Origin of the sequence: Enterovibrio baiacu, assembly GCF_004120195.1 — a bacterium.
GTDB lineage: Bacteria > Pseudomonadota > Gammaproteobacteria > Enterobacterales > Vibrionaceae > Enterovibrio > Enterovibrio baiacui.
Window position 1 is genome coordinate 255,375 of sequence record NZ_SCHN01000007.1, and the last position, 12,837, is coordinate 268,211.

The following is a 12,837-nucleotide window of genomic DNA, read 5'->3' on the forward strand; positions in this document are numbered from 1 at the left end:
TTATGGAAAGTCTCTATATTCTCATCCCTATTGCCATTGGCCTTGTCTGTATTGCCGTTGGTGTTTTTATTTGGGCGGTAAAATCAGAGCAGTTTGAAGATTTAGAACGTCAGGGAATGAACATATTGCTTGATGACGACGAAAAACCTTCAACGCAAGGCAAATCTCCATCATCGGATAAAACGGAAGAGTAATCATGCTGTCGGCTGAAGTGTTTGCCGCGTTTACTGTTGGCCTGCTCGGAGCAGGCCATTGCTTAGGTATGTGTGGTGGTGTTGCTGCTGCCGTTTCCTTAAGTACTCCTCAACACCAGAAGAAGTGGCCCTTTCTCGTTTTTTACAATGGCGGCCGACTTCTTTCCTACACCCTTATAGGCGGCATTGCTGGCGGTATTGTTTCTGGCCTTACCGATGTCGCCCAAGTCTCTCAAGGTTTACTGTGGCTGCGTTTGCTCGCGGCAATCATGATGATCCTTTTAGCGCTTTATATCGGCAGGTTTTGGAATGGATTGGCACATATTGAGCGTCTCGGGCATGTGCTTTGGAAGCGAATATCCCCGCTAAGTGCTTCATTACTCCCGTTAAAACACCCCATTGCAGCATTGCCTTTTGGCATGCTTTGGGGGTGGCTACCTTGTGGTCTAGTTTACTCGGCATTGACGTGGTCAGCAGTCGCTGGAGACATGATAAATGGAATGTTGATAATGCTCGCATTTGGTTTAGGAACTATGCCAGCTATGTTACTGATTGGTGGCGCAGCAGAATCTATGAAGCATTTTCTTAACAATCTGATTTTTCGACGCTTATCTTCAGTAATTATTTTAGTGTACGGATTAGTTACCGCTTATTCTGTATACAATCAGTTCTAACAAGGCTCGATTTCTACGTCAGAAATGGTAAAATATTGACTCAAATCAATTTGGTTAAGCAGGCTCATGATTCAAGACAAAATCATCACCAAACGCGTTCAATCAGGCGGTTGTGCAATTCACTGTCAAGATTGCAGTATCAGTCAGCTTTGTATTCCTTTTACGTTGAGCGAGAGTGAGCTGAATCAGCTTGATCAAATCATTGAGCGTAAGAAGCCAATTCAAAAAGGTCAGCCTCTTTTTCAAGCAGGTGATCAACTGCGTTCTTTGTATGCCATTCGTTCAGGCACCATTAAGAGCTACACCATTACCGAGCAAGGTGATGAGCAAATTACGGCCTTCCACCTAGCGGGTGATTTGGTCGGGTTTGATGCCATCAATCAGATGTCCCACCCTAGTTTTGCGCAAGCGCTTGAAACCTCAATGGTGTGTGAGATTCCATTTGAAATCTTGGATGACCTATCAGGTAAAATGCCAAAACTTCGCCAGCAAATCATGCGTCTTATGAGCAATGAGATTAAAGGCGACCAAGAAATGATCCTTCTTTTGTCGAAGAAAAATGCTGAGGAACGTCTTGCTGCCTTCCTACACAGTCTTTCTACTCGCTTTTCTCAGCGCGGTTTTTCTCCAAAAGAGTTTCGTCTAACCATGACACGTGGTGACATCGGTAACTACCTTGGCCTTACCGTTGAAACCATCAGCCGTTTGTTAGGACGTTTCCAGAAAAGCGGCATGCTAAGTGTAAAAGGCAAATACATTACCATTCTTGACCATCTAGAATTGAGCCGTCTTGCTGGTGTGAGTAAGTAACTTACTGCCCGAAACCTCATCAAGAGAAATGGCGCTTTACGCGCCATTTCTCTTTTTTTACATATATCTGCCTGAAATTATCGCCCCATCCCGCAAGTTTGCGTTACATTAAAGTATCAGCAATACACAGCTGGAGGTTGTCATGAACAGATATACAAACTTGCTCGTCGCAATCGATCCTGACCACGAAGATCAACCTGCATTTACGCGGGCCCTTGATATTGCGCATAAGTCGAGTGCATCGGTCAAAATCACTCTCTTCCTTGCCATATACGATTTCTCCTATGAAATGACATCCATGCTTTCCGCTGAAGAGCGTCAAGCGATGCGCGCTGGCGTATTACGACAGCGAGAAGAATGGATTGCCTCTCTGGTGGCTCAGCACGACACCAATGACGTGGAAATAGTTAAGCACGTTGTTTGGCACAACCGCCCATACGAAAGCATGATTGCTCAGGTATTTGACGGTGAGCATGATCTCCTGATCAAAGCCACGCACAAACACGATAAATTAGGTTCGGTTATTTTCACGCCTACCGATTGGCATTTACTGCGTAAGTGCCCTTGTCCCGTGTTGCTTGTTAAGCAACATGGTTGGCCTGAAAACGGAAAAATCCTCACCGCAGTGAATGTGTCTTCCGAAAACGAAGAGCACATTCCTTTAAACGACAAGTTGATTGATGAAGCGAAGGCAATGAGTAAGTTGCTTAACGCTGAAGTGAACTTGGTTAACGCCTACCCGGCTACACCGGTCAATGTGACGATTGAACTGCCAGAGTTCGATCCCGCCTCTTACACCGATGCGGTCCGCGGGCATCACCTGCTTGCAATGAAGGCACTTCGTCAAAAACACACCATTGATGAAGCGCAAACCTATTGCAGCGAAGGCTTGCCTGAAGATGTCATACCTGCCGTTTCGAAAGAGTTGGATGCTGAGCTTGTGATTCTGGGGACGACGGGGCGTGTGGGCTTGTCCGCTATTTTCATCGGCAATACCGCTGAACACACCATCGACCAGTTGGATTGCGATGTGTTGGCCATTAAGCCGGATGGCTACGTAAGCCCATTGGCGCCAAACGCAAGCTAATGCGTAACGCCTCGCGATGTTGTGAGGTGTACGTACTGATGAGTCGAAGCCAGCATAGATAGAAGCGCCTTTTTGGCGCTTTTCTTTTTTCTGAATTGTAAAACAGCCCAACGACACAAAAATCCGCGGGTGCTAACGCTGTTTGGCATAGATTGAGGTGCGTCTTTCTTTGTTCGAGACTAGCATCCTGCCGCGAAATCCGTATCATACGCGCCAAACCTTCGCATCGAGGATCGATGTGCTAGATACGCCAACAAATGCTGACAGCGAAAACATCGCAAAAGGCTGGGTATTTAAGAGTCGCCATCGATTGGCATTGATTGCGTTGAGAAATTTCAGAGGCACCAAATAGAAACATGTCGAATCAAGAACTGACCAAATCACAGAAGTACAACCTGAATAAATTGCAAAAGCGCATTCGCCGCAACACTGGCCAAGCAATTGCAGATTTCAATATGATCGAAGAAGGCGACCGCATCATGGTTTGCCTGAGCGGTGGTAAAGACAGCTACACCATGCTGGAAATCTTGCAAAGCCTTCAAAAGAGCGCACCTGTTTCTTTTGAGCTGATCGCTGTCAACCTTGACCAGAAGCAACCAGGTTTCCCTGAGCACATTCTGCCAGAGTACTTAGAGAAGCTAGGTGTTCAATACAAGATCGTAGAAGAAGACACCTACTCTATCGTGAAAGACAAAGTGCCAGAAGGTAAAACGACATGTTCACTTTGCTCGCGCCTACGTCGTGGTATTTTGTACCGTACAGCGAAAGAGCTTGGTGCGACGAAGATTGCACTGGGTCACCACCGTGATGACATTCTAGAAACCATGTTTTTGAACATGTTCTATGGCGGTAAACTAAAAGGCATGCCGCCTAAGTTGGTTTCTGATAACGGCGAACACGTTGTTATCCGCCCGCTTGCTTACTGCCGCGAAAAAGACATTGAGCGTTACGCTGACGCGTCAGATTTCCCGATCATTCCTTGTAACTTGTGTGGCTCACAACCTAACCTACAACGCCAAGTGATCAAAGAAATGCTGCGCGATTGGGATAAGCGTTTCCCTGGCCGTATTGAAACCATGTTCACTGCCATGCAAAACGTTGTGCCTTCACACCTTGCCGACTTTGAGCTTTTTGATTTCAAGAGTGTTGATAAAGACTCTGGCGTGATCAACGGCGGCGACACTGCGTTTGATAAAGAACAGTTTACAGATGTTACGCCGTCACAAGACGACGTTGTAGAAGTCGACCCTGCACTTGCTCTGAACGTGGTTCAAGTTAGCTAAGCGACCTCAATGTTGCTGTTATGAATACAAAAAGCCCGCTGTTTATCAGCGGGCTTTTTTTGGTTTCATCTGTCTATCAGAACCCAATGGAAGGTTAGCTTTGTGGTATCCAAGGCGTCACTTTCAGTGGTTGGGATTCCCAGAAAACACGCTCACCTTCTTTCAAATCAGCAAGGCGAAGTGTGGCTATGCTGTTCTCGACGGGAATCGAGCGTCCTTCTGATGTGGATAGCGAAGAGACGGGCTTCTCAAAATGCACCATCACACCTTCAACATCTGGCATGAACCAAGATGCGAACATGCCACCAAGATCTTGCATCATCGCCGACATTTGTGGCACTAAAGTCGCCACTGAATCGGTAGAGATTTCATTTTCAAAGTGTTCTTTCGCAAGCACTTGGAATGAAATATCACACACATCATCCCCTTCGGTTTGAATAAACACGTCAGGATTCACTTTGCGCAAGTTGCTATCAAGTGGCAATAGCAGTTCTTGAGAAGCGGGAATAACAAACTCTTCGTAGTTCTTTTTCTTTGCCATCCAAGCTTTGGTTATCTTGCAGGTTTTTCCCGTTGCGGGTGAAACCATAAAGTACCCAACCTTAACGTCTGGGTGATTCTCACCGGCGTTATGCTTTAGCTGGCTGTAGAGTTTGCTGTACGTAAATTCAACCTGCGCTGCGGCAGCAGGCATTGAAATTACAGCTGCCACGAGGGCAGCCGTAAGTCCTTTGATCATCCTTGGCTCCAATATTTCTCGTTATAGCGAATCATGCTTTGCACTTCATCGACATAAGCTTGCCCACGCTCAGAGTAACTGAGGAGTCCTTTTGCGAGGGCTTCGCCCGTAATAGGTTGTCCAGACTTTCTAAGTGCTGCACGAATGTTTCGCAATTCTGCGTAAGCGGCATTGCGATTTACATTCAAGAAGTAAGCGCGAATTGCTTGGAAAGCATCTTTAAACACAGCAACTTCATGCGTCTGTCCTTTGCCTCGTGCGCTAGGCACTAAGCCACAGCCCGCAGTGTAACACCACTGCCCAAAGTAGTTATTCCCTTCTCGAGCGAAGCGTGATGTGCCCCACCCTGATTCTTTTGCAGCTTGGGTCAGCACAAGATCCGCAGGAATGATATCAACGCGTTTTAGGGCTTCATTGAACCACTTTGCATCGGCGCCGCCTTCTGGCAACGGTAACTTAAACAGTTCCGCCACTTTCGCCAAAAACGCTTCATCGTCGGACGTCATTGTTGTCGTTGAAGACAGTGTCTTTAAACGCGTGCGAGCACTAAGGATCAAATCATTAATGTAGGTAACGCCAGGTTTTAAGAAGGCCACAAACGCCTTCTTCTTTTCATCTACGATTTTATACGAGGCGAAATCCGGCACCTGTTCCATCGAAGGAGGCGGCGATGCCGGTTGGAGTTGATTCACGTTGGTAATGGATTGTGGTGCATCACTACACGCTGAAAGAAAAAGAGCCGAAGCCAGTACTACACGGGAAAGCTTCATTACGCGTTGAAAACCTCATTATTACCGTCACCTGAAGAAGAATCATCATCGCCCTCTTCAGAGACGGTTACTTCTATACCTACACCGAACATCTCGCGGTACAGCACCCCTTTCACGTTGAACATAAAAGGAAGCGCCCAAATGAGCGCGATACCAGCCGTTGCGTAAGAGAACACAAACAGCACAGCGATGACGATGTAAACCAGCAATAATGGTATCAGCTTTTTTGTGATCGCTCTAAAAGAAACAACCATGGCCTCAACGGGTCTCAGGCGCTTTTCGCAAATCAACAGCGGAGTCATCGAAAAAGTAATGCCGAGAAACATACCGAGTAACGGCAGGATTTGGTTACCAATGCTTTGCAATGCCGACACAAAACACATGCCGAGCGTCACTGCCATCGCAAAGGCCATGCCTTTCACTATGTGTCTCGGCTTGGTTCTAAAGCCAATGGCATGACTTAACCCCATCAAACTTGCCCCAGCGTAAATAGGCGCGCTTAACACCGTGGAAGCAAACAGCGCAATACGGCCAGACGCGAGCAAATCGTCTGTCATGACAGTGTTCCCGACGAACGCGTCCATCAGTTCTCTGGGAGAATCCAGTAAGACCGAGAGCACGACCATAAAGAGTGCGACGTTCACGGCGGCAAGAAACAAGACAGCAGGCAGAAAGCTCCAGAAGTTCTTCTTTGTTAGCTGCATGGCCTCTTCGACCACACTGGTCGCGTTTAACGTATATTTGCCGGTAAGCGCATTTTCTAATGTACCGCCGACATGAAGGGCATTATTTAATTGTTGTTTATTCATATCTAAGTAACTTTTGTCTTTTGGCTGCGAAATTTCCCCATAAATAAAGTTATAGGTGATATTTTTTGCGCACGTCTCACAGAGGCGTATTTTTAGCCAACAAATAAAGGGTCTATACTGATCCGCGCTCGCTTGTCGAACACGGGAACAAGCGAGGCTGGCTGCGGAATCCAACGTCGATCTCCGCCCTCATCGTCATCAAGTGGTTTTCTGATGAAAATAAGCCGTTAAAAAGGAAAAAAACGCTTTAACTTCATGGTTCGCACGTCTATCATGCGCCGTCTACTTTTTAGGGGAATTTTCTAGCTAATCGCCCGTGGTGTAAGGAGTGAGAGTAGAATTGAACGCAACACAACCAAACAAGAAACCCGTTGTTCAACTGAAAGGCCTTTGTAAGAGCTTTGACGGTAAAGAGATCATTTCTAAATTTGATCTTGAGATTAACAACGGCGAGTTTTTGACAATCCTAGGTCCGTCAGGTTGTGGCAAGACCACAGTACTTCGCTTGATCGCTGGTCTTGAAGATGCAGACGATGGCCAAATTATCCTCGATGAACAAGATGTCACTGCTATCCCCGCAGAGCATCGTCACGTCAATACCGTATTCCAAAGCTATGCGCTTTTCCCACACATGACAGTTTTCGAAAACGTTGCATTTGGCCTGCGCATGCAGAAAGTCAATGAAAGCGAAATCGAGCCGCGCGTGATGGAAGCATTGCGTATGGTACAACTTGAGAAGTTTGCTCCACGCAAGCCGCATCAACTGTCTGGTGGTCAACAACAACGTGTTGCAATCGCGCGCGCCGTTGTTAACAAGCCAAAAGTATTGCTGCTTGATGAGTCTCTCTCAGCGTTGGATTACAAGCTGCGTAAGCAAATGCAGATGGAGCTAAAACAGCTTCAACGTAAGCTTGGTATTACGTTCATCTTCGTTACTCACGATCAGGAAGAAGCCTTGTCCATGTCAGATCGCATCATCGTGATGCAATCAGGCAATGTGGTTCAAGACGGAACGCCGCGTGAAATCTATGAAGAACCAGCAAACTTGTTTGTTGCGCGCTTCATCGGTGAAATCAACGTGTTTGATGCAGATGTGATCGCGCGTATTGACGATCAGCGCATCACCGCAATGGTTGAAAGCCGTGAATGTCAGGTTTACTGCAAACTTGATGTAGCGAAAGGTGACCGAATTAAAGTTCTTCTACGTCCTGAAGATCTTCGCATTGAAGAAATCAACAGCGGTGAATCTGTCAACAGTGCTGGCGAAACCGTTAACGGTATCGTGGGTTACGTTCGTGAACGTAACTATAAAGGCATGACGCTAGATTCAGTGCTTGAGCTAGAATCTGGCAAATCTGTCATGGTGAGCGAATTCTTCAACGAAGACGATCCAGATGTTGACCACTCATTGGATCAGAAAGTTGCAATTACCTGGGTTGAAAGCTGGGAAGTGGTACTGCCTGATGAAGAAGCTTAATCTCCAAAACGCCATTATTGGCGTCATTGTAGGTTGGTTGCTGTTGTTCGTGTTTATTCCGAACTTGATGATTATCATCACCAGCTTCCTGACGCGCGATGATGCAAACTTGATCGAGATGACCTTCACCTTGAGCAACTATGCCAAGCTGTTGGACCCTCTCTATGCAAAAGTGGTTTGGCACTCGTTCTACATGGCTGCCATCGCCACCCTGCTCTGTTTGTTAATTGGTTATCCGTTCGCCTATTTTATCGCGCGTATGCCAGAGAAGATGCGTCCGTTCATGCTGTTTATGGTCATTGTTCCATTTTGGACCAACTCCCTGATCCGAACGTACGGCCTGAAAATCTTCCTTGGTACGCGTGGTTTACTGAACGAAGGGCTACTAACGCTTGGTCTGATCGACAAACCTCTGCGCATTATGTACACCGAATATGCAGTGATGATTGGTTTGGTCTATATCCTGCTGCCGTTCATGATCCTGCCGTTGTACTCAAGCATTGAGAAACTCGACAACAGCTACCTAGAAGCGGCAAAAGATCTTGGCGCGAGCAAGTTCCAATCGTTTGTGAAGGTGATTCTTCCGCTAACAACGCCGGGTATTATTGCGGGTTGTTTGTTGGTGCTATTGCCTGCACTGGGCATGTTCTATGTGTCGGACCTATTGGGCGGCGCGAAGAACCTGCTGATTGGTAACGTCATTAAGAGCCAAATTCTCAACGTACGTGACTGGCCATTTGGTTCAGCGGCGAGTATATCGTTGACGGTATTGATGGGTCTGATGCTCTTTGCCTACTGGCGTGTTGGTAAGCTGATTAACAAGAAGGTGGAGCTGGAATGAGTCGTTTTTTCAAGACTGGCTTCATGTCGCTGGTCTACGCGTTCTTATACATCCCTATCATCATTCTTATCGTTAACTCGTTTAACGAAAGTAAGTTTGGGATGGAATGGAAAGGGTTTACCACCAAGTGGTACACCCAACTTCTAAGCAACGACAGTTTGGTACAAGCTGCGGGTAACTCGCTCACCATTGCTATTTTCTCAGCAACGGCAGCGGCGGTTATTGGCAGCCTGACAGCGGTAGCGCTTTATCGCTACCGTTTCCGTGGCAAAGGCTTTGTGAATGGCATGTTGTTCGTGGTGATGATGTCTCCTGACATCGTGATGGCGATTTCATTGCTGGCACTGTTCGTGTTGCTGGGTGCGCAATTGGGCTTCCTTACCCTTTTGCTTTCTCACATCACCTTCTGTCTGCCGTTTGTTGTGGTGACCGTTTACAGCCGATTGAATGGCTTCGACCTTCGCATGCTTGAAGCTGCGAAAGACTTAGCTGCAAGCGAATGGGTTATTCTGACGAAAATCATTCTACCTTTGGCCGCGCCTGCGGTTGCTGCGGGATGGTTGTTGAGCTTTACCCTTTCTCTTGATGACGTGATCGTTAGTTCGTTTGTGACTGGACCAAGCTATGAAATTTTACCGTTGAAAATCTACTCAATGGTAAAAGTTGGTGTTTCTCCAGAAGTGAACGCACTCGCAACCCTCATGTTGGTTGTCTCTCTTGCGCTGGTAATTTGTTCGCAATTGCTGGCTCGCGATAAGGTGCGATAACAACGACTGAACCTCAAGATTCAGCATTGTTTTTGCATTTTTCAGTCACGGGTGGAGTTTTCCACCCGTTATTCTTGTTAATCAATCCAAAGTAAAACTACAGGAGTTATCGATGAAACCCTGGTCTAAGTTTGTGCTAGGAAGCTCTCTGGCCGTTTCTCTAATCTCTGGTGCTGCGTCTGCTGCAGACAATGAGCTGTATTTCTATAACTGGTCAGAGTACATCCCTACCGAAGTGCTCGAAGAATTCACAGAAGAAACAGGCATCAAAGTCATTTACTCAACCTATGAGTCAAATGAAAGCATGTATGCCAAGCTCAAAACCCACCCTGAAGGCTATGACCTTGTTGTCCCTTCAACCTACTACGTTGCGAAAATGCGCAAAGAAGGCATGCTTCAGAAAGTTGATAAGACGAAGCTAAGCCACTTTGATGGTCTTGATCCCAACAACTTGAACAAGCCTTTTGATCCAAACAACGAATACTCAATCCCGTATATCTGGGGTGCGACGGGTATCGGCGTAAATACTGACGTGATGGAAAAGAGCAGCGTGCACGCGTGGGCTGATCTTTGGAATCCGGAGTATGAAGGTCAATTGCTGATGATGGATGACGCGCGTGAGTTCTTCCATATCGCGTTAACCAAACTGGGCTACTCTGCCAACACCACTGACCCGAAAGAAATTGAAGCAGCTTACAAAGAGCTTCAAAAAATCATGCCGAACGTGCTGGTGTTTAACTCAGACTTCCCTGCGAACCCGTATATGGCGGGTGAAGTAGCACTTGGCATGCTGTGGAACGGTTCAGCGTATATCGCACGCAGTGAAGGTGCACCAGTGGACATCGTTTGGCCTGAAGAAGGCGCGATTTTCTGGATGGATAACCTTGCGATTCCAGCAAATGCAGAAAACGTTGAAGCCGCACACAAGATGATCGACTTCTTGTTGCGCCCAGAAAACGCAGCAAAACTCGCGATTGAGATTGGTTACCCAACACCTGTCAAAGCAGCATACCCTCTGCTGCCAAAATCGTTTAAAGACGATCCAAGCGTTTACCCACCGCAAGAAGTGATGGAAAAAGGCGAATGGCAAAGTTCTGTGGGTGAAGCAAACGTGCTTTACGAAGAGTACTTCCAAAAGCTAAAAGCCGGTCAGTAATGTCATTACGCCACCAGCAAAAATAGAAAAAGCGGCCTTCAGGCCGCTTTTTTATTGCTTAAAATTCGCCAAACAGCCGTTGCTGCTCAGTCTTTCATCGCGAGCAGTTCTTCCACCAGCGCTGGAACAAGCACACTCGCCTTTCCGTAACGCTTTTCATCAAACTCGCTCTCGACGGCACTCGGTTCAAGGTTGATCTCTATGGTTCTTGCACCATTAATCGCCGCTTCATGAACAAATCCTGCTGCGGGATACACCGCACCGGATGTGCCGATGGAAATGAATAGGTCAGCTTGCACCAATGCCGTGTGAATGCGATCCATCGCAATCGGCATTTCGCCAAACCAGACAACATGAGGACGAATGGGTGAAGGCATTTGGCAGCAATGACACATTTCGTCTGCGGTGATATCCCCTGTCCACTCCAAGACTTGGTTAGAGTGACTGCATCGCGCTTTTAGCAGCTCACCATGCATGTGAATCACGTTTTCGCTACCGCCACGTTCGTGAAGGTTGTCGATGTTTTGCGTCACGATCGTGACATTGCCATCAAGCTCTCTTTCTAGCTTTGCGAGAGCTTCGTGGGCAGGATTCGGCGATACGCCAGACTGCAATTGCTTACGACGTTGGTTGTAGAAGTCTTGAACCAAAGCGGGATCACGCGCAAACCCTTCAGGTGTCGCAACGTCTTCAATTCTATGCTCTTCCCAAAGTCCGTCTTGCGCTCGAAACGTTCGAATGCCGGATTCTGCTGAAATCCCTGCGCCTGTTAACACCACAATGTTTCGATGTGGAAATTGCATCCTGAGCTTCCTTTCTCGTTATCGTTTAAAACCTTTATAACATTGTTAGATTTAGCAAAACAGGATCTAGGCAGTAGACAATAGTCGAACATTAAATCGCACGGTGAATTAACGAGAAAAAACCGAAAAATGTCTTATATTTAAAAAGTGTATCAATTTCGATAATTACTTTATGCCGAGTCAAAAACTCAAATTCACTTTGCCTTATTGCGCGCTTGTCGGATTGCTAGCAACTCCCGCAGTTGCGCAAGATGCTGTGCGCGTGAGTGGATTTGGTACGGTGAGTGTGATTGACTCGGGCACCGAAGACTTCGGTTTCAAGTATGATCTTTCTAAAGAAGGCCAGTATGGCGAGTCGAGTCTAAAGCCAGGCTCCGCATTGGGTTTACAACTCAATGCAACAATTATCGATAACATTGATGCGGTCGTGCAAGGCATTCTGCAAGATCGCATAGAAAATGACCTCGATAAATCGATCACATGGGCGTTTCTTCGTTACAAGTTCTCGCCCAACCTGTCTTTCCGAGTGGGAAGAATTGCTTCTCCTCTTTACATGCTCTCGGAATACCGAGATGTTGGCTTTGCGTATCTTTGGACAAAGCCCATCACAGACTTCTATTCAGCGATTCCCGTTTCTTCAATCAATGGCGCAGATGTTGCTTATCGCTATTCACTTGGGGACGGCATATTAGAAACCCGCTTTTTTGGTGGGCAAACCGACATTTCCATTGAAACGATTAACGACCCTTATGAAGTCACGCTTGGCCCCATGTTCGGAACCAAAGTGACGTATGAAGTCGATGATTGGTTTTTTTCTGGATCAGCGACCACCACAAAGGTTAAAGAAGGCGACCCGTCAGTTTCTATTACATCGGAGCTCTCAGATATTCCCGATTTTTTATGGCCAACCTTGCCAACCATGTTGGATGACTTCGGGTTTGTGGATACACGTATTTCCTATTACTCAGTGGGTACCGCGTATGAGTCGGGAAATTGGAATGTCCAAGCAGAGCTCAGTTACACCGACACAGACTGGCCGTTTTTCCCCGATCTTGCGGCAGGCTACACCAGTGTCGGAAGAGTGTTTAATCGCTTTACCGTATTCGGATTTTTATCTAAAGCTAAATCCGTTGGCGAATACTATGAAACTCCCCTTCCTCCCGCGACGTCGCTAGCAATCCCAGAAATCGCCGGCGCATTTAACCTGATTGATCAAAACCTAAAAGCAAGGATCGTTAATCAGGAAACGCTAGGGATTGGTTTACGTTATGACGTAAATGCAAACGTCGCATTGAAAGGACAAATGGAAAGAACCTGGTTGCTCGACGACCGGATTGGCGGGTGGTCTACAACGGTAAGGGGCTTAACCGCTCCCGTACCTGACTACATTGATACTTACTCTGTTAGCCTGAGCTTTGTGTTCTGAT

The 12,837-nt window shown here is 46.8% G+C and carries 14 protein-coding genes; 10 read left to right on the forward strand and 4 right to left on the reverse strand.

What is annotated here, in order from left to right; genetic code table 11:
• Positions 1 to 2: 2 nt before the first annotated feature.
• The 5 genes from ccoS to ttcA all read left to right on the forward strand — a co-directional run bounded on the left by ccoS (position 3) and on the right by ttcA (position 4,048).
• Positions 3 to 194: a cbb3-type cytochrome oxidase assembly protein CcoS gene (ccoS, locus tag EQP46_RS05915; protein WP_129492765.1), complete on the forward strand. Its 192-nt coding sequence runs from the start codon at positions 3 to 5 to the stop codon at positions 192 to 194.
• Positions 195 to 196: 2 nt separating this feature from the next.
• The gene (locus EQP46_RS05920; RefSeq protein WP_129492766.1) at positions 197 to 868 is read left to right on the forward strand and encodes a sulfite exporter TauE/SafE family protein; all 672 of its coding nucleotides are present in this window, start codon (positions 197 to 199) and stop codon (positions 866 to 868) included.
• Between the two features lie 66 nt (positions 869 to 934).
• Positions 935 to 1,678, forward strand: coding sequence for an FNR family transcription factor (locus tag EQP46_RS05925; RefSeq protein WP_129492767.1), 744 nt, complete (start codon positions 935 to 937; stop codon positions 1,676 to 1,678).
• 142 nt (positions 1,679 to 1,820) lie between these two features.
• Positions 1,821 to 2,765 carry a universal stress protein UspE gene (gene uspE / locus EQP46_RS05930; protein ID WP_129492768.1) on the forward strand — a complete coding sequence of 315 codons (945 nt, stop codon included), beginning with the start codon at positions 1,821 to 1,823 and terminating at the stop codon, positions 2,763 to 2,765.
• 356 nt (positions 2,766 to 3,121) lie between these two features.
• A complete protein-coding gene (gene ttcA / locus EQP46_RS05935; RefSeq protein ID WP_129492769.1) occupies positions 3,122 to 4,048 on the forward strand; it encodes a tRNA 2-thiocytidine(32) synthetase TtcA in 927 nt (308 codons plus the stop codon).
• A gap of 94 nt (positions 4,049 to 4,142) precedes the next feature.
• Here ttcA and EQP46_RS05940 read toward each other — a convergent pair whose 3' ends face one another.
• Genes EQP46_RS05940 through EQP46_RS05950 form a run of 3 tightly spaced genes read right to left on the reverse strand, consistent with a single transcriptional unit; the run spans position 4,143 to position 6,366 of the window.
• A complete protein-coding gene (locus tag EQP46_RS05940; RefSeq protein ID WP_129492770.1) occupies positions 4,143 to 4,787 on the reverse strand; it encodes a DUF2987 domain-containing protein in 645 nt (214 codons plus the stop codon).
• Positions 4,784 to 5,557 (reverse strand): glucosaminidase domain-containing protein, encoded by a 774-nt coding sequence (locus tag EQP46_RS05945; protein ID WP_129492771.1) that lies wholly within the window; start codon positions 5,555 to 5,557, stop codon positions 4,784 to 4,786. Before EQP46_RS05945 ends, EQP46_RS05940 begins: the two co-directional genes overlap by 4 nt.
• Entirely contained in the window at positions 5,557 to 6,366 is an 810-nt protein-coding gene (locus EQP46_RS05950) for a DUF2189 domain-containing protein (RefSeq protein WP_129492772.1), read from the reverse strand. The genes EQP46_RS05945 and EQP46_RS05950 overlap by 1 nt, the downstream gene beginning before the upstream one ends.
• Positions 6,367 to 6,706: 340 nt before the next feature.
• On the opposite strand from EQP46_RS05950, the gene potA reads away from it, so the two are divergent.
• The 4 genes from potA (at position 6,707) to EQP46_RS05970 (ending at position 10,607) form a co-directional block, all read left to right on the forward strand.
• Positions 6,707 to 7,843: a spermidine/putrescine ABC transporter ATP-binding protein PotA gene (potA, locus tag EQP46_RS05955; protein WP_129492773.1), complete on the forward strand. Its 1,137-nt coding sequence runs from the start codon at positions 6,707 to 6,709 to the stop codon at positions 7,841 to 7,843.
• On the forward strand, positions 7,830 to 8,684 hold the full coding sequence (potB, locus tag EQP46_RS05960; RefSeq protein ID WP_129492774.1) for a spermidine/putrescine ABC transporter permease PotB: 855 nt from the start codon (positions 7,830 to 7,832) through the stop codon (positions 8,682 to 8,684). The genes potA and potB overlap by 14 nt, the downstream gene beginning before the upstream one ends.
• The gene (gene potC, locus EQP46_RS05965; RefSeq protein ID WP_102316493.1) at positions 8,681 to 9,451 is read left to right on the forward strand and encodes a spermidine/putrescine ABC transporter permease PotC; all 771 of its coding nucleotides are present in this window, start codon (positions 8,681 to 8,683) and stop codon (positions 9,449 to 9,451) included. The genes potB and potC overlap by 4 nt, the downstream gene beginning before the upstream one ends.
• Before the next feature lie 112 nt (positions 9,452 to 9,563).
• Positions 9,564 to 10,607, forward strand: coding sequence for an extracellular solute-binding protein (locus tag EQP46_RS05970; RefSeq protein ID WP_129492775.1), 1,044 nt, complete (start codon positions 9,564 to 9,566; stop codon positions 10,605 to 10,607).
• Positions 10,608 to 10,693: 86 nt separating this feature from the next.
• Here the strand turns inward: EQP46_RS05970 and cobB are convergent, their stop codons facing one another.
• On the reverse strand, positions 10,694 to 11,410 hold the full coding sequence (gene cobB, locus EQP46_RS05975; protein ID WP_129492776.1) for a Sir2 family NAD+-dependent deacetylase: 717 nt from the start codon (positions 11,408 to 11,410) through the stop codon (positions 10,694 to 10,696).
• A 172-nt stretch (positions 11,411 to 11,582) separates the two neighbouring features.
• Here cobB and EQP46_RS05980 point away from each other — a divergent pair, with 172 nt between their 5' ends.
• On the forward strand, positions 11,583 to 12,836 hold the full coding sequence (locus EQP46_RS05980; RefSeq protein WP_129492777.1) for a hypothetical protein: 1,254 nt from the start codon (positions 11,583 to 11,585) through the stop codon (positions 12,834 to 12,836).
• Position 12,837 lies beyond the last annotated feature (1 nt).